Annotated in this window: 17 protein-coding genes and 1 tRNA gene; 8 read left to right on the top strand and 10 right to left on the bottom strand. The window is 75.2% G+C overall.

Translation table 11 applies throughout. The annotated features are described in order from the left end of the window. Positions 1-738 (bottom strand): MSMEG_4193 family putative phosphomutase (locus KK617_RS08040; protein WP_277499364.1); only part of this gene is annotated, 738 nt, incomplete at its 3' end. Positions 739-773: 35 nt separating this feature from the next. Between KK617_RS08040 and KK617_RS08045 the strand changes: the two genes are divergently transcribed. Further along, the gene (locus tag KK617_RS08045; protein WP_277499365.1) at positions 774-1,757 is read left to right on the top strand and encodes a magnesium and cobalt transport protein CorA; all 984 of its coding nucleotides are present in this window, start codon (positions 774-776) and stop codon (positions 1,755-1,757) included. Between the two features lie 51 nt (positions 1,758-1,808). On the opposite strand, the gene KK617_RS08050 is transcribed toward KK617_RS08045, so the two are convergent. Further along, positions 1,809-2,633 carry an undecaprenyl-diphosphate phosphatase gene (locus KK617_RS08050; RefSeq protein ID WP_277499366.1) on the bottom strand — a complete coding sequence of 275 codons (825 nt, stop codon included), beginning with the start codon at positions 2,631-2,633 and terminating at the stop codon, positions 1,809-1,811. 129 nt (positions 2,634-2,762) lie between these two features. Between KK617_RS08050 and KK617_RS08055 the strand changes: the two genes are divergently transcribed. Both KK617_RS08055 and KK617_RS08060 read left to right on the top strand, forming a co-directional pair. Further along, a complete protein-coding gene (locus KK617_RS08055; protein ID WP_277499368.1) occupies positions 2,763-3,722 on the top strand; it encodes an aldo/keto reductase in 960 nt (319 codons plus the stop codon). Between the two features lie 43 nt (positions 3,723-3,765). Next, a complete protein-coding gene (locus KK617_RS08060) occupies positions 3,766-4,002 on the top strand; it encodes a DUF5703 family protein (protein ID WP_277499370.1) in 237 nt (78 codons plus the stop codon). Here KK617_RS08060 and KK617_RS08065 read toward each other — a convergent pair. After that, entirely contained in the window at positions 3,999-5,339 is a 1,341-nt protein-coding gene (locus KK617_RS08065) for a M20/M25/M40 family metallo-hydrolase (RefSeq protein ID WP_277499372.1), read from the bottom strand. The genes KK617_RS08060 and KK617_RS08065 overlap by 4 nt on opposite strands. Positions 5,340-5,472: 133 nt before the next feature. On the opposite strand from KK617_RS08065, the gene KK617_RS08070 reads away from it, so the two are divergent. After that, a complete protein-coding gene (locus tag KK617_RS08070; RefSeq protein ID WP_277499374.1) occupies positions 5,473-6,246 on the top strand; it encodes a hypothetical protein in 774 nt (257 codons plus the stop codon). Positions 6,247-6,257: 11 nt separating this feature from the next. Here the strand turns inward: KK617_RS08070 and KK617_RS08075 are convergent, their stop codons facing one another. Both KK617_RS08075 and KK617_RS08080 read right to left on the bottom strand, forming a co-directional pair. Beyond that, the gene (locus KK617_RS08075; protein WP_277499375.1) at positions 6,258-7,028 is read right to left on the bottom strand and encodes an isocitrate lyase/phosphoenolpyruvate mutase family protein; all 771 of its coding nucleotides are present in this window, start codon (positions 7,026-7,028) and stop codon (positions 6,258-6,260) included. A 27-nt stretch (positions 7,029-7,055) separates the two neighbouring features. After that, positions 7,056-7,778, bottom strand: coding sequence for a BTAD domain-containing putative transcriptional regulator (locus KK617_RS08080; protein WP_277499376.1), 723 nt, complete (start codon positions 7,776-7,778; stop codon positions 7,056-7,058). Positions 7,779-8,135: 357 nt separating this feature from the next. On the opposite strand from KK617_RS08080, the gene KK617_RS08085 reads away from it, so the two are divergent. Both KK617_RS08085 and KK617_RS08090 read left to right on the top strand, forming a co-directional pair. Continuing rightward, positions 8,136-9,053, top strand: a complete 918-nt coding sequence (locus KK617_RS08085; protein WP_277499377.1) for a manganese catalase family protein — start codon at positions 8,136-8,138, stop codon at positions 9,051-9,053. An 11-nt stretch (positions 9,054-9,064) separates the two neighbouring features. Further along, positions 9,065-10,207: a putative manganese transporter gene (locus KK617_RS08090; RefSeq protein WP_277499378.1), complete on the top strand. Its 1,143-nt coding sequence runs from the start codon at positions 9,065-9,067 to the stop codon at positions 10,205-10,207. Between the two features lie 216 nt (positions 10,208-10,423). On the opposite strand, the gene KK617_RS08095 is transcribed toward KK617_RS08090, so the two are convergent. Both KK617_RS08095 and KK617_RS08100 read right to left on the bottom strand, forming a co-directional pair. After that, entirely contained in the window at positions 10,424-11,149 is a 726-nt protein-coding gene (locus tag KK617_RS08095) for a hemerythrin domain-containing protein (protein ID WP_277499438.1), read from the bottom strand. Further along, complete coding sequence (locus KK617_RS08100) at positions 11,149-11,916, bottom strand: MBL fold metallo-hydrolase (RefSeq protein WP_277499379.1); 768 nt, start codon at positions 11,914-11,916, stop codon at positions 11,149-11,151. The genes KK617_RS08095 and KK617_RS08100 overlap by 1 nt, the downstream gene beginning before the upstream one ends. Positions 11,917-11,997: 81 nt before the next feature. Here KK617_RS08100 and KK617_RS08105 point away from each other — a divergent pair, with 81 nt between their 5' ends. Further along, the gene (locus KK617_RS08105) at positions 11,998-12,786 is read left to right on the top strand and encodes an inositol monophosphatase (protein ID WP_277499380.1); all 789 of its coding nucleotides are present in this window, start codon (positions 11,998-12,000) and stop codon (positions 12,784-12,786) included. Positions 12,787-12,825: 39 nt separating this feature from the next. Here KK617_RS08105 and KK617_RS08110 read toward each other — a convergent pair whose 3' ends face one another. The 3 genes from KK617_RS08110 to KK617_RS08120 all read right to left on the bottom strand — a co-directional run bounded on the left by KK617_RS08110 (position 12,826) and on the right by KK617_RS08120 (position 14,293). Beyond that, positions 12,826-13,389, bottom strand: coding sequence for a hypothetical protein (locus tag KK617_RS08110; protein WP_277499382.1), 564 nt, complete (start codon positions 13,387-13,389; stop codon positions 12,826-12,828). A gap of 102 nt (positions 13,390-13,491) precedes the next feature. Beyond that, positions 13,492-13,576: transfer RNA gene (locus KK617_RS08115), tRNA-Leu, on the bottom strand. Between the two features lie 39 nt (positions 13,577-13,615). After that, positions 13,616-14,293, bottom strand: a complete 678-nt coding sequence (locus KK617_RS08120; RefSeq protein WP_277499383.1) for a SatD family protein — start codon at positions 14,291-14,293, stop codon at positions 13,616-13,618. Between the two features lie 93 nt (positions 14,294-14,386). Here KK617_RS08120 and KK617_RS08125 point away from each other — a divergent pair, with 93 nt between their 5' ends. Continuing rightward, on the top strand, positions 14,387-14,983 hold the full coding sequence (locus KK617_RS08125; RefSeq protein WP_277499384.1) for a LysR family transcriptional regulator substrate-binding protein: 597 nt from the start codon (positions 14,387-14,389) through the stop codon (positions 14,981-14,983). Positions 14,984-15,063: the final 80 nt, after the last annotated feature.

A 15,063-nucleotide genomic window follows, 5' to 3' on the forward strand; every position in this document is an offset into this window, starting at 1 on the left:
GGGCCCGGCGCCGCCCCCCACGACCGCGTCCCCCGCGTCGGCGCCGGTGGCGCCCGCGCCGGACGCCGCGGGGGTGGCCGTGGCGGGCGGCGCGGCCAGCCAGGACAGGTCGCCGGAGTGCGTGTTGGTCTGCAGCACCATCGGGCGCGCGGCGGTGTAGCGGATCACCGTGAGCGACGCCGGGTCGGCGTGCAGCCGCTGGAACAGGTCGAGGTGCAGCCCGAGCGCGTCGGCCAGCACGGCCTTGACGATGTCGCCGTGGGTGACGGCGAGCCAGACGGCGCCGTCGCCGTGGGCGGCCGCCACCTCTGCGTCCCGGCGGCGGACCGCCTCGACCGCGCGTTGCTGCATCGCCCGCAGGGTCTCGCCGCCGGGGAACCGCACGGCGGACGGCTGCTGCTGCACGACCTTCCACAGCGGGTCCTTCGCGAGCTCCGCGATCGGGCTGCCCTGCCAGTCGCCGTAGTCGCACTCGGCGAGCCCCTCGTCCACCTCGACCTCCGGGCGGGCCGGGGCGTCCGCGGGGCGGTGGGCGGCGACGTACGACGCGGTCTGCCGGCACCGCTCCTGGGGGCTGGAGACGAGGGCGGCGAGCGGCACGACGGCGAGCCGGGCGGCGGCGTCCTCCGCCTGGCGCTCCCCGGTGGCGTCGAGGCGGACGCCCGGCGTGCGCCCCGCGAGCACACCCCCGGCGTTCGCCGTGGTGCGGCCGTGGCGCTGGAGGATGACGGTCGGCATGGGCCCGACAGTATCGGGGGGCCTAGGTTGTGCCCGTGATCGTGGACAACGCCCTCTACCGCGCCGGGCGGCGGGTCGAGGTGGACTGCGCCGCCAGCGACCTCGCCGGCGTGATCGCCGCACGGGAGCCGGGCGACTTCGTGTGGGTCGGCCTGTTCGAGCCCGACGCCGCGGAGATGGGCGAGGTCGCGCAGCACTTCGGCCTGCACCCGCTGGCGGTCGAGGACGCGGTCAACGCCCACCAGCGGCCCAAGCTCGAGCGCTACGACGACCAGCTCTTCGTCGTGCTGAAGACGCTGTGGTACGTCGACGCCGAGGACGCCGTCGAGACCGGCGAGATCGCCGTCTTCGTGGGGCGCGACTTCGTCGTCCACGTCCGCCACGGCGCCGGCAGCGAGCTCCACGGCGTGCGGCTCGACCTGGAGCGGCGCGCGTCGGTGCTGAGCCACGGGCCGTCGGCGGTGCTCTACGTCCTGTGCGACCGCGTCGTCGACGACTACGCGGAGGTCGGGACGAGCCTCGAGGTGGACGTCGACGAGGTCGAGGCGTCGGTGTTCTCACCGGTGCGCACCGACGACACGGCCCGCATCTACACCCTCAAGCGCGAGCTGGCCGAGGTACGTCGGGCCGTGCTGCCGCTGCGCGAGCCGCTGCGCCGCATCGTGGCCGGCGACGTCGACGTCGACGGCGTGGCGGACGAGGCGGCACCGTACTTCCGGGACGTCGCCGACCACCTGACGCGGGTGACGGAGGTGGTGGAGTACCTCGACGGCCTGCTCGCGGCGGCCTTCGACGCCCAGGTGGCCCGCATCTCGGTGCAGCAGAACGAGGACATGCGCCGGATCTCGTCCGGCGTCGCCCTCGTGGCGGGGCCGACGCTCGTGGCCGCGGTCTACGGGATGAACTTCGACCACATGCCCGAGCTGCACTGGACGCTCGGCTACCCGATGGCCCTGGCCCTCATGGTGCTGATCTCCGGGTTCCTGTGGTGGCAGTTCAAGCGGTCGGGCTGGATGTAGGCGCCCCCTACGCCCTACGCCCTACGCCCGACCCCCGGCGCGCTCACGCGCTCAGGCGCTCAGCACGCCCGCCGCGAGCAGGCCCATGACGCCGAAGCCCAGGACGACGCGGTAGGTGACGAAGGGCAGGAACGACCGCGTGGAGACGTAGCGCAGGAGCCACGCGATGACGGCGTACCCGACGAAGAAGGACACGACGGTCGCGGTGATCGTCGGACCCCAGCCGTAGGGGTTGTCGGAGCCCGGGACGTCCTTGAGCTTGTAGACCCCGGCGCCCAGGACGGCGGGGATCGCGAGCAGGAAGGCGTAGCGGGCGGTGACCTCCCTCTCGTACCCCAGGGCCCGGCCCATCGAGATGGTGGCGCCGGAGCGGGAGACGCCGGGCACGAGCGCGGCCGCCTGCGCGAGGCCCATGAGGACGGCGTGCCCGGCCGTCAGGTCCTTGAGGGTGCGCTCGGTGGAGCCGTAGCGGTCGGCGACGCCCAGCACGATGCCGAGCACGACCAGCATCGTGGCGACGATCCACAGGCTCCGCAGGGCGCTGTCGATCGCGTCCTCGAAGAGCAGGCCCAGCACCACGATCGGCAGCGAGCCGACGATGATGAACCACCCCATGCGCGTGTCGAGGTGGCCGCGCAGCTCGGGCCGCACGAAGGAGCGCAGCCACGACGAGGCGATGCGCCAGATGTCCTTGCGGAAGTAGAGGAGCACGGCGAGCTCGGTGCCGATCTGGCACACGGCCGTGAACGCCGCACCGGGGTCCTCCCAGCCGAGGAGCTCCGGGAAGATGCGCAGGTGCGCGCTGCTCGAGATCGGCAGGAACTCGGTCAGTCCCTGGATGATGCCGAGCACGACGCCCTGGAGGTAGTCCCACACGGGCGGTGAGCCTACGGGGCCGCCGGTGGGGCGCGGCCCGCGGCGGCCGGCGCGTGCGGTGTGGGTCACCTCACGGTGGCGGCGCGTCCTCGCGCGCCGCGCGGCACCGGGGTGGATAGGTTGGCCCGCATGCATCAGCGAACGGTCGGCGCGACGGGCCTGCGCGTCTCACGCCTGGGGCTGGGCACCATGACCTGGGGCCGCGACACCGACGAGCACGAGGCGCGCGAGGCGCTGGGCGCCTTCACCGAGCGCGGCGGCACGCTGCTGGACACCGCGGCGGCGTACGGCGACGGCGCCGCCGAGGAGCTGCTCGGGTCCCTGCTGGGCGACGTGGTGGCCCGCGACGACGTCGTGCTGGCGACCAAGGCGGGGCTGGGCCAGCGCCGCGGCACCCCCGGCCGTGGCGCCCGTGACACCTCGCGCCGGGCCCTGCTCACCACCCTGGACGCCTCCCTGCGCCGCCTCGGCACCGACCGGGTCGACCTGTGGCAGGTGCACGTGTGGTCCGACGACGTGCCGCTCGAGGAGACCCTCGCCGCGCTGGACCACGCGGTGGCCACCGGTCGAGCGCTCTACGCGGGGGTCTCGAACTACACCGGCTGGCAGGTGGCCCGCGCCGCGACGTGGCAGCAGGCCGTGCCGGGCCGGGCGCCGCTGGCCTCGCTGCAGGTCGAGTACTCCCTGCTCAACCGCGCCGTCGAGGTCGAGGTCGTGCCGGCCGCCGAGCACCTGGGGCTGGGCCTGCTGCCGTGGTCGCCGCTGGGGCGCGGCGTGCTGACGGGCAAGTACCGCACCGGCACGCCGACCGACTCACGCGCCGCGACGTCCCACCTGGCCTCGTTCGTCGAGCCCTACCTCGACGACCGCTCCCGCGGCGTCGTCGAGTCGGTGGTGAAGGCCGCCGACGGGCTGGGCTGGTCCCCCGCCGAGGTCGCCCTGGCGTGGGTGCGCGACCGTCCCGGCGTCACCGCACCGGTGGTCGGGGCGCGTACCGCCGCCCAGCTACGCTCGGTCCTCGGTGTCGAGGACAAGGTGCTGCCGGCCGAGATCGCCGACGCCCTCGACGACGTGTCCGCCCTCGACTGAGTCCCACCCGCCCGAGTCCCACCCGCCCCCGGAGGTGACCTGCGTGACCCGACCGCCCCAGCGTCCCCGCCGCACGCTCTCCCCGGGAGTGGAGTGGGAGTACCGCGACGTGGTGCTCGCGCGCCACCTCTCCCGCAACGCGGTGCGCCAGGCGCTCGTCGAGATGGCCGAGCACGGCGGCTGGGAGCTCGACCGGGTGCGGATCGCCACCGACGGCGGGCGCCGCGTCGTCGTGCGCCGCAAGATCATCCGCCAGCGCCCGACCCTCTGGGCGAGCTAGGCGTCGCCGAGGAACCGGTCGAGCACCCGCGCGCCGAACTCGAGCGCGTCGACGGGCACCCGCTCGTCGACCCCGTGGAACAGCGCGGTGAAGTCGAGGTCGGCGGGCAGGCGCAGCGGCGCGAAGCCGTAGGAGCGCATCCCGAGCTGCCGGAAGTGCTTCGCGTCGGTGCCCCCGCTCATGAGGTACGGCGCCACGAGGGCGTCGGGGTCCTCCGCCAGGAGGCTGCGGCTCATCGCGTCGACGAGGTCGCCGTCGTACGGCGTCTCCCACGGCTGCTGGTGGGAGACGAAGTCGATCTCGACGTCCTCCCCCGTCAGCTCGGCGAGCGTCGCGAAGAACTCGTCCTCGAAGCCGGGCAGGAAGCGGCCGTCGACGTGCGCGGTCGCCTCGGTCGGCACGACGTTGACCTTGTAGCCGGCGCTCAGCATCGTCGGGTTGGTGGAGTTGCGGATGACGTTGCCGAGCATGCGCGCGGCACCGCCGAACTCCTCGACCAGCGCGGGGGCGTTCTCCGGCGTGGCGGGCACGCCGGCGAGCTCGCCGATGGTCGCGAGGAGCACCTCCATCGTGGGGGTGAGCCGCACGGGCCACCGGTGGGCGCCGATGCGGGCGACGGCCCCGGCGAGGTCGGTCACGGCGTTCTCGGTGTTGACCATCGAGCCGTGCCCCGCGCGGCCCCGCGCGGTCAGCTTCATCCAGGCCATGCCCTTCTCGGCGGCCTCGACGAGGTAGACCCGGCGCCCGCGCACCGTGGCGCTGAAGCCGCCGACCTCGCCGACGGCCTCGGTGCAGTCGGCGAGCTCGTCGGCGTGGTGCTCGACGAGCACCTGGGCCCCCTTGTGACCGCCGGCCTCCTCGTCGGCGGTGAAGCAGAGCACCATCGGGCGGTCGGGCACCTGGCCGGCCCGGGCGCGGGCGCGGACGACGGAGAGCAGCATCGCGTCGAAGTCCTTCATGTCGACGGCGCCGCGGCCCCACACGTAGCCGTCCTGCACCTCGCCGGAGAAGGGGTGCACCTGCCAGTCCTCGGCGGCGGCCGGGACGACGTCGAGGTGGCCGTGCAGCAGCAGCGGGTCGCCCTCGGACCCGCCCCAGCGCGCCACCACGGACGTGCGCCCGGGCTCCGACTCGTAGAGCCGCGCGTCGATGCCCACCTCGTCGAGGAGGGTGGCCACGTGCTCGGCGGCCTTCCGCTCCCCCGGCCCCGAGTCGTCGCCGTAGTTCGAGGTGTCGATGCGGATGAGGTCGCGGCACAGCTCCACGACCTCTGCGGCGGGGTCGTAGGAGGGGGCGTACGACGCGTCGGCTCCCGGGTTGCTCGTCTCGTCGCTCATGCGCGCCATCCTCGCAGGCGCGACCAGACCCCGGCTCCGGGGACGGACCTCGCACCGACAGCGTCGGTGGCGTGGGGCAGGCTGCTGCCATGCACACGTCGACCTCGGGGGTCCCGGCGGGCGGGGGCCCGCGGTGACCGGCGTCGCGACCTGGCTCCTGCTGCTGGGCGCCTGCGACCTGTTCCGCGCCCACCGCGACCTCACCAGCCTGCGCCGGCGGCTCACCCTCGCCGGGGCGACGCTGGCCGGCACCGTCGTCGCCGCGCTCGCGGCCGACCCGTCGGGCCGGGGCTGGTGGGGCTGGGCCGGGGTCGGGGCGTCCGCCGCGCTGTGGGTGCTCGCCTCGGCCGCCGCGCTGGGCCGCGCCCGCGCCCTGCCGGCGGGGGTCCCGCTGGTGCGGGGGCGCTGGCTGTTCACGACGGCGTACGTCGCGCTGCTGGCCGGGCTCGTCGCGGTCGTGCTGTGCGGCCCGGCCATGGGCGAGGTCGCCGCGCTCGAGCGGCTGGTGGACCGGAGCGTGGCGGCCGACACGGACGCCGACCTGCTGCTGCTCGTCGCCGGGGTGCTGCTGGTGCAGGTGTCGACCGCGAACGTCGTCGTGCGCCTCCTGCTCGACCTCGTGGGCGTCCCCGCCCACGACAACGAGAAGCAGCTGAAGGGCGGCCGGGTGCTGGGCCCGATGGAGCGGGTGGTCGTCGTCGGCCTCGGCCTCGCCGGCAACCTGACCGGGGCCTCGCTCGTCATCGCCGCCAAGGCCCTGCTGCGGTTCCCGGAGCTGCGCGCGCCGACGCCGGGGACGCCGCCGCCGGGCGGGCCGAGCGACGTGACGGAGTACTTCCTGGTCGGCAGCCTGGCGAGCTGGCTGTTCGCCTTCGCAGGCGTCGCGCTCGTCGCGGTGGTGCGCTGAGCGGCGGACCCTCAGTTGAGCGGGCGCGTCCCCTCCGGGACACCACCGTCGGCGTGCACCGCCTCGACGAGCTCCGCGAGCGCGGTCAGCGCCACCCGCTGCGAGAGCGGGCCGTAGGACACCCGGGCGACGCCCAGCTCCTGCAGGCGCGACGGCGACGGCACCCCGGGCAGGCCGATGACCGTCAGGCGCTGCGGGCCGAAGGCGTCGACGAGCGTGCCGATCTGCTCCTCGTCGAGCGGGCCCGGCACGAAGACGACGGGCGCGCCGGCCTCGAGGTAGGCGCGGCCGCGGGTGACGGCCTCGGCCAGCGGGTCGGCGGCGCCCTTGACGAACGCGTCGGTGCGCGCGTTCAGCACGAAGTCGGGCACGCCGGCGTCGGCCGCCGCGGCCATGACGGCCTCGACCTGGGCGACGGCCTCGTCGAGGGGCTTCAGCTGGTCCTCGAGGTTGGCCCCGACGGCCCCGGCGGCGATGGCGGCCCGCACGGTGGCGGCGGCGTCGCCGTACCCGCCCTCGAGGTCGGCCGTGACGGGCAGGTGGGTGGCGGCGACGATGCGGCGGACCTCCTCGACCATCTCGTCGACGGGGATGTTCTCGCCGTCCTCGTAGCCGCGGGAGGCGGCGATGGAGTGGCTCGCGGTGGCCAGGGCGGTCGTGCCCGGCAGGTCGGTGACGACCTTCGCCGAGATGGAGTCCCACACGTTGACGACGGTGAGGATCGCCGGGTCGGTGTGCAGGCGCAGGAGGGCGGTGGCGGCGGCAGCGGTGTCGGTGCTCATGGGTCCGAGCATGCCAGCCGGGGCGCCTCAGCGGTGGTCGAGCGGGCGGCCGAGCAGCGGGCCGACGAGGGCCCGGATCGCGGGCGACGGGGGCAGGCCGAGCTCGGTGGCGAGCAGGCGGCGGTAGCCGTCGTACTGCCGCAGGGCCTCGGCGTGGTTGCCCTCGGCGAGGTGCACCTCGATGACCTGGCGGTGGGCGGTCTCGCGCAGCGGCTCCGCCCGGACCGCGGCGAGCCCGGCAGCGAGCGCCGCGCTGTAGCGCCCGACGCCCCGCAGGCCCACCGCGCCCCGCTCCAGGGCGTGCAGCCGCTTCTGGCGGTAGCTCTCCTGCTCGACGTGGAGCCACGGCTCGTCCCAGTCGGGCAGCAGGTCGAGGTCGAGGAGCCCGAGGTCCTCGTCGACCGACTCCGGCGGCGGCTCGGCGCAGAGGGCCTGCGCGAGACCCTCGGCCCGCACGAGGTCGACGTCGACGTCGGGGTCGAGCCAGACGCAGGCCGAGTCGGAGCGCACGAGCACCCGGCCGCGCGGTCGGGGCAGGCGCCACAGCACGGAGCGCAGGTTCGACGCCGCGCGTCCGGGAGGCAGGTCCGGCCAGAGCCGCTCGGCCGCGGCAGAGCGTGGCGCGCGACCGCGACGACGCTCGAGGCACAGCAGCGCGAGGAGCCGCTGACCCGCGCGGGAGACGCGCAGCGGCTCGTCCTCGAACGTCACCGCGAAGCCGCCCAGCAGCGTGAGCCGCGCTGTGGTCATCCTCGTACCTCCCCCTGCTCCCTCCTACAGGTGCCCGCGCCGGTCGCCTTCATGCGGGCCCCCTGCTGCCCGGTACGGCGGGCCCTCGCGGCCGTCGTGACGCCCCGGTGACGCGGCGGTGACGCCCGGGTCGCGCCGGCCCCCACGCCGGGTCGACGGACCACGGACGCGACGGGCCACGGGGGCGGCGCGGGCGCGACACGAGTGGGGCCACGAGTGGGGCCACGAGTGGGGCCACGGGGTGACGACGGGAGTTCGACGCGACCGCGCACGGTCGCGCCCACGCCGGCGTCACGGCCGGCTGTGAGTGTCGTCGTCGGGAGGCAGCGACCGTCGCCGCCGCCGAGAGGAGACACCGTGTTCCGCCACAGCAAGGAGCTCCAGTTCGACGTCAAGCCCGAGCGCCCCGACGCCCTCTTCGCAGCGAAGCTGCAGGAGCTCGTCGGCGGTCAGTTCGGCGAGATGACCGTGATGATGCAGTACCTCTGGCAGGGCTGGAACTGCCGGATGCCCGGCAAGTACAAGGACATGATCATGGACATCGGGACGGAGGAGATCGGCCACGTCGAGATGCTCGTGACGATGATGGCCCGCCTCCTCGAGGGCGCCCCGTCCGAGACCCAGGCCGAGGCCGCCGCCGCCAACCCGGCGCTCGCCGCGGTCCTCGGGGGCCAGAACGTGCAGCACGCCATCGTCACCGGCGGCGCCGCGACCCCCACCAACAGCCAGGGCGTGCCGTGGAACGGCGGCTACATCGTGGCCAGCGGCAGCCTGCTCACCGACTTCCGCAGCAACGTCGCGGCCGAGGCGCAGAGCCGGCTGCAGACCGCCCGCGTCTACCAGATGACGGACGACCCGGGGGTCAAGGAGACGCTGCAGTTCAACCTGGCCCGCGACACGTTCCACCAGCAGCAGTGGCTGCTCGGCATCGAGCAGCTCATCGAGGACGGCTTCACCGACGGCATCGAGGACTCCCTCGCCGCCGAGGAGAAGACGGAGCCCGGACGCACGTTCTACAGCTTCCACGAGGGCAGCACCGCCCACGAGGGCCGCTGGGCGCAGGGCACGACGATCATCGGGGGCCACACGATCGCCTTCGAGGAGGGCCGCCCGCTCGGGGACGACATCCAGGAGGTGCCCGCCCCCGACCCGCTGCTCTTCGCGACGTACGACGGGAGCAAGGGCCCCGGCAAGCCGGGCAACGCGGCCGGCGCCTACGCGCAGGGTGCCGAGAACCTCCTGCACAAGGCGAAGGAGAAGCTCACCGGCGAGTGAGCTGACCACCCATGACCGAGCTCCTCTGGCGCCCGATGGCGGACGCGTTCCTCGGGGTCGGCGTCTTCGTCGCCCTCCTGGTCGCCCCCTTCGGCTGGGCGCGCCTGCGGTGGGGCCACCGGATCGACGACGTCCTGCGTCGTCGCCGCGGGCTGGCCCCACTGGCGGGGGCCGCCCTCACCATGCCCCCGGGCTGCGGCGGCGCGATCCTGGTGGTCAGCCTCCACGGCCGCGGCGCGGTGTCCTACGGCACCGCGGTCGCCGCCCTCGTCGCCACGATGGGGGACGCCTCCTGGGTCCTCCTCGCGGCCGACCCCCTGCTGATGGTGCAGATCAAGGCGCTGATGCTCGTGGTCGGGGCGGTGACCGGGTACGTCGTCGACGCCCTCGGCCTCGACCCCCGCGCCGACGCCCCCCGGGCGGCCGCACCCGCCGTACCCGTGCTGGTCGGCGCCGCCGCCGTCGCTCCCCCGACCGGCCCGGCAGCTCCGACGGGCCGGCCGGGTCCGCTCCCGGGCCCCGTGCCGGGTACGGCGGTCCCCGCCGTCTCCCTCGCCGACGCCTCCCGGGCGCCCGTGGCGGTCTTGTGGCTGCTGCTGGTGGTGGGCGCAGCGCTCAGCATCCCCGCCACGTTCCGGCTGCTCGACCCCGCGGCGCTCGGTCCCGCCCTCGGCGGAGTCGACCCGTCGCTGGTCGTCGGGTGCGCCGGCACCCTGGCCGCGCTCTGCTACCTGCTCGCCGGCCGTGGGAAGCAGTGCCCCGCGGGCCCCAGCGACATGGCCGGCGTGCTGCGGGCCGGCGCGCACGACGTCGCGGTGGTCACCAGCTGGGTGGCGCTCGCGTTCGTCGGCTGGTCCCTGCTCTCCGCCACCACCGGCTTCTCCCCCGCCGACCTGCCGCTCGTCGGGTTCGTCGGCGTGCTGGTGGCCGCGCTCGTCGGGCTGGTGCCCGGCTGCGCGCTCCAGATCGTGTTCTGCGGGTTGTTCGCCGCCGGCGGCATGCCCGTCTCGACCTTCGTCGCCAACGCCCTCAGCCAGGACGGCGACGCGCTCATCCCCATGCTCGCCCTGCAGCCCCGCTCGGCCGTCGTCGCCGCGGCGGTGACCACCGTGCCGGCGCTGCTCGTCGGCACCCTGCTGCTCCTGCTCACCTGACCCGCCCACCTGACCCGCCCACCGACTCCGGAGGCCGCCATGACCGTCGCCCTGCTGTCCCAGCTCGCCTCGACCCCGGCCGCCCCGGCGCTGGCCACGCTCTACCTGGCCGTGCTGGGTGCCGTCTTCCTCGCCGCGCGCCGCGGCGCGCGCCGGTGGGCGCGCGCCGCGGTGGCTCCGGGCCTGTCGGTCCGGTCGGTGGTGGTCGCGACCGCCTCAGCGATCGCGGCCCCGGTGGGTGCTGGAGCGGTCGCCGTGCCGCAGCACGCCGGCCTGCTCCACGCGTCCGGCGACGCCGGCCAGGGCGGTGCTGCCCCGGTGCAGCGCGGGGGCCATCGCGGCTGACCCGTGCCGGGCCCCGACGTCCAGCAGGTCGCGGCTGCGGTCGATGACCGTCAGCGGCAGCGCCGCGAGGGCGTTGCCCGGCGGGCGCCGGGCCACCAGCGGGTGCGGACGGGTCGGGGCGGTGCGCCGCACCGCCTCCCAGGCCACCCCGAGGGCGCGCAGGCGGGCGGTCGACAGCGCGTCCTGCAGGCGCGGCAGCAACGCGTCCTCCTCGTCGCGGACGTCCTCGCGGAGCACCTCGACGAGACGGTCGACGAGGGCCTGGTGCCGCTCGAGCGGGAGACCGTCGGACTCGAGCTCGGTCCAGAGCTCGTTGACCTCCTGGTGCTCCTGCTCCACCTGCAGCGTCAGCGCCTCCCCGTCGGGCAGCACGCGACGGGCGGCGGGCCAGACGACGGACTCCTCCGCGAAGGCGTGCGGGAAGACGAGCCGGGCGACCCGGTGGAGCACGTCGCGCCGCTCGGTGCTGCTGGGCCTGGTCTCACCCAGCTGGTGCAGCAGCCGGTCGAGGTGGACGTGGTCCCGCTTCTGGCGCACGAGGATGCTCCAGGTGCCGCCCAGCTCGGCGTCCGTCTGGTCGGCGATCGAGCGGGCCATCACGCCACCCCCGCCTCGGCCGCGCGGTCGGCGGCGGCCGCGGCTCCGTCGTACCAGGGCAGGCCGTGGCCCGGCAGCACCACCTCGGCGCCCGTGGCTGCGATGGCCTCGAGCGAGCGGACCGCCACCTCCGGGTCCTTCGTGGCCCCCGACGCGACCACGCGCGGGCCGCGTCGTCCGGTGTAGGGGTCGAGGGTGACGAGCGCGTCGCCGGTCACCACCGCCGAGGCCTCCGGGAAGTGCAGCACCGTGTGGCCGTCGGTGTGGCCCGGCGTCGCGATGACGCGGGGGCCCTGGGGGAACGAGGCCAGCGCGCCCGGCAGCATCGGCGTGGTGCGCAGCGGTGGCCGCACGCGCAACGCCCCCAGGGACGTCATGGCCGCCAGGTGGGGCCACCCGCCGGGGTGGCGGCCCGCGAACGCGAACCGGTTGTGCCGCGGGCGGTAGCTGTAGGGGTGGGCCGCGAGGTGGCCGTCGTCGGGGTGCACGAGCACGGGGACGCCGTGCTCCTCCTGCATCCAGCGGGCGAACCCGAGGTGGTCGAAGTGGGCGTGGGTGACGGCGATCGCCTCGACGTCGCCCGGCGCGTGACCGAGCCGGTCGAGCAGCTCGACGACGGCCGGCTGCGTGGCGGGGAGGCCCGCGTCGACGAGGCCGACGCGGTCACCGTCCTGGACGACGTACAGGTTGACGGGACCGTGACCGAGGCGGTGCAGCCCCGGCGCGACCTGCTCGATCACGACGGACGGGCGGAGGGGATGGGCCATGCCGTCTGGTACCCGGGCCCCCGGGTGGGATACGTCGCTCTGCGGGCCGCCGGCCCGGGGGCGGGCGCTACGTTGCCTCCCGTGGACACCGACGACGTGCTCAGGCTCATCCAGGAGGTCGCCGCCGAGGTGGTGACGCCACGGTTCGGTCACCTGACCGACGACGAGGTGGGCGAGAAGGGTCCCGGTGACCTCGTCACCGCCGCCGACCGCGAGGCCGAGGCGCGCATCGGCGAGGCCCTGCGCCGGGCCTACCCGTCCGCCCTCGTGCTGGGCGAGGAGGCCGTCGCCGACGACGCGGGCCTGCTGGACGCGTTCCGCACCGCCGACCACGCCTTCACCCTCGACCCCGTGGACGGGACGCGGAACTTCGTGCACGGCTCCCCCGACCACGCCGTGATGGTCGCGGAGCTGCGGGCGGGCGAGGTCGTGCGCAGCTGGATCTGGCAGCCGCAGCACGAGGCGGCGTACGTCGCGGAGCGCGGCGCCGGGGCCTGGCGCGACGGCGAGCGGCTGCAGCGACCGCCCGTGGCGGCGGACCTGCACGGCGTGACCGGTCGCCGCTCCTGGGTCGGGCGCGCGCTCGGCACGCTCCGCGCCCTCGAGCTGACCTGGGTGTGCTGCGGCGTCGACTACCCGAAGCTGGTCGAGGGTGCCGCCGACTACGCCGTGTTCGGCTCGACCAAGCCGTGGGACCACGCCCCCGGCTCCCTGCTGCTGACCGAGGCGGGCGGCGCCGTCGGACACTTCGACGGTACGGCGTACCGCCCCCAGCAGGACCCGCCGTTCGGGCTGGTCGCCGCGGCCGACGCCGAGGTGCTCGCGCTCGTCCAGGGCCTGGCCGGCGCGCTCCCGCTGCCGCGGCGCTGAGGATCCGGGGCTCGGCTGGGCCCCGGCCGCGGGCGCCGCTCAGCCGCGGCGCACGGGGACGTCGCTGAACCGCTGCTCCGCGTCGGCGATGGTGGCGGCGGAGGCGTCCACGGCGTAGGGCATGACGAGCAGCTGCGTGCCGTACCAGCGCTGCCGGAGTGCAGTCAGCAGCCCGCGGTTCCCGGTCCCTGACGCTCGCCACCGCGTCGACGGCAGCATCGGCAGCTCCACGCCGGGGCGCCCCACGAAGGAGACGACCCGGTAGGGCGACACGAGGAAGATCCACCGGGGGCGGAACCCGGTGATCCTGACCTCGAGCACGTCCGACCACGGCACGTTCGTCTCGTCCCGCACCGTCACCCCGTCCCGGGCGAGGCGGAGCTCCCACGACGGCCCGCGGGTCCGCCACATCCCCCAGAGGCCGACCAGGATGACCGCACCGACCACGGCGCTGCCGGTCGCAGCCAGCCACGGCTCGACGGCGCCGGTCACACCGAGGACCACGCAGAGGCCGAGGAGGGCCAGGACCAGCACGAGCGATGGAAGTTGCCCCCGTGCGGAGGGGCTGATGTGGAGGGCCTCGTCGGGCTCGTAGTCGCTCACACCCCACGTCGTACCAGAGCGCGGGCGGCCGCGCTCCAGAAGTGCAGTCCCCGGGAATGCGACCGGCCCCGGATCTCCGAGGAGATCCGGGGCCGGTTCCGGTGTCCGAGGGGGGACTTGAACCCCCATGCCCAATAAGGGCACTAGCACCTCAAGCTAGCGCGTCTGCCAATTCCGCCACCCGGACGAGTGCGGAGGAGACGTTAGCAGGATCTTCGCCCGATCCTCACATCGGGGTCGGGCGTCCACCTGTCCCGTCGGCGTGGGCGGCGCCGGCCGCGGCGAACCGCCGCAGCTCGGCGTGGGCGTCGCGCACCGCGCCGACGCCGCGCCGCAGGTGCTGGGAGACCGCCGGCTCCGAGATGCCCTCGGCCGCCGCGATCTCGCGCTGGCTCGCGCCGGCGAGCGAGGCCGCCAGGATGCGCTGCCCGCGCTCCCCCAGCCGGTCGACGAGGGCGTCGCGGCACAGGAGGTAGGCGTTGACGAGGCCGGCCCCGCCGGGTCCCCCCGGGGCGTGGGTGGCGTCGTACCAGCCGCGGCGGGCCCGGGCGGACGGGCGGCCCAGCTCGTCGATGGCGGCGCGGGCCGTCCACCAGGCCGAGCCGTCCTGTACCGGTGGCGTGCGCGTCGCGTCGAGGACCTCGCGCTCGCCGACCCCCACGCCGTACCGTGTGTCGGCGTGCGGCAGCAGGTGCAGGCGCGCGAGGAGGGTGGCGGAGACGGCGTCCTCCAGGGTCGCGTAGACGCCCTGGAACTCGTCGCCCACCGTGGGCAGGAGCCCGTCGAGGGACGGCACGACGGCGTCGACGCGGGCGAGGGCGGGCCCGAGGGCGTCCTGCACCGCGGCGCGGGAGGCGGCCCGGCGCGAGCCCACGATGTCGCCGATGACGGCGTAGACGACCATGGGGTTAAGCATATTCCTTAACTTCGCGAGAATGAAGGCATACGCTTAAGTCCGCCGTCAGGCTCGGCGTCCCGCTCGTGATGTGCTGGCCCCGTGACCACGATCTTCCGCCTCGGCTTCGTCGACGGCGCCACCCCCGACAAGTGGGCCGCCCGCTGGCGCGAGCGCCACCCCCGCGAGCGCCTCGAGCTGGTGCCGGTGACCGCGAGCGACCAGGAGCGGGTGCTGCGCGACGACGAGGTCGACATGTGCCTCGTCCGCCTGCCCGTCGCCACCGACGGGCTCCACGTCGTGCGCCTGTACGACGAGCAGCAGGTCGTCGTCGCGGGTCTCGACCACGTCGTCGGCGCGGTGGAGGAGGTCGAGCTCGCCGACCTCGCCGACGAGCAGCTCGTCACCGACCCCGCCCGGGTGCCCGGCTGGCACGAGGTCGCCCGCGTGGAGCGCCTGCCCTGGCCGGTGATGAGCGACCGCGAGGCGGTCGAGGTCGCAGCCAGCGGTTCGGGGGTGGCGGTGCTGCCCCTGGCGGTCGCCCGGCTGCACCACCGCAAGGACGTCGTCCACCGCCCCGTGACGGACCTGCCCCCGACGACCGTCGCCCTCGCCTGGCGCGTGGAGCGCGACGACGACCGCACGCAGGAGATGGTCGGCATCACGAAGGGCCGCACGGCGCGCAGCAGCCGGGGATGAAGTTGCACGCCGCAACGATCTGAGGCAGTGTCGCGAGGTCCGGCGGCGACCCGAGCAACGGGCCGTCGCTCCGTGAGCCC

Origin of the sequence: Nocardioides sp. ChNu-99, from assembly GCF_029493445.1 — a bacterium.
In the GTDB taxonomy this organism is placed as follows: Bacteria; Actinomycetota; Actinomycetes; order Propionibacteriales; family Nocardioidaceae; genus Nocardioides.

Excerpts from the sequence above, each read along its gene's own strand:
- KK617_RS08100 (WP_277499379.1), bottom strand. The coding sequence starts at position 11,916 with ATGGCCCATCCCCTCCGCCCGTCCGTCGTGATCGAGCAGGTCGCGCCG.
- KK617_RS08080 (WP_277499376.1), bottom strand. The coding sequence starts at position 7,778 with ATGACCACAGCGCGGCTCACGCTGCTGGGCGGCTTCGCGGTGACGTTC.
- KK617_RS08055 (WP_277499368.1), top strand. The coding sequence starts at position 2,763 with ATGCATCAGCGAACGGTCGGCGCGACGGGCCTGCGCGTCTCACGCCTG.
- KK617_RS08090 (WP_277499378.1), top strand. The coding sequence starts at position 9,065 with ATGACCGAGCTCCTCTGGCGCCCGATGGCGGACGCGTTCCTCGGGGTC.
- KK617_RS08065 (WP_277499372.1), bottom strand. The coding sequence starts at position 5,339 with ATGAGCGACGAGACGAGCAACCCGGGAGCCGACGCGTCGTACGCCCCC.
- KK617_RS08095 (WP_277499438.1), bottom strand. The coding sequence starts at position 11,149 with ATGGCCCGCTCGATCGCCGACCAGACGGACGCCGAGCTGGGCGGCACC.
- KK617_RS08120 (WP_277499383.1), bottom strand. The coding sequence starts at position 14,293 with ATGGTCGTCTACGCCGTCATCGGCGACATCGTGGGCTCGCGCCGGGCC.
- KK617_RS08075 (WP_277499375.1), bottom strand. The coding sequence starts at position 7,028 with ATGAGCACCGACACCGCTGCCGCCGCCACCGCCCTCCTGCGCCTGCAC.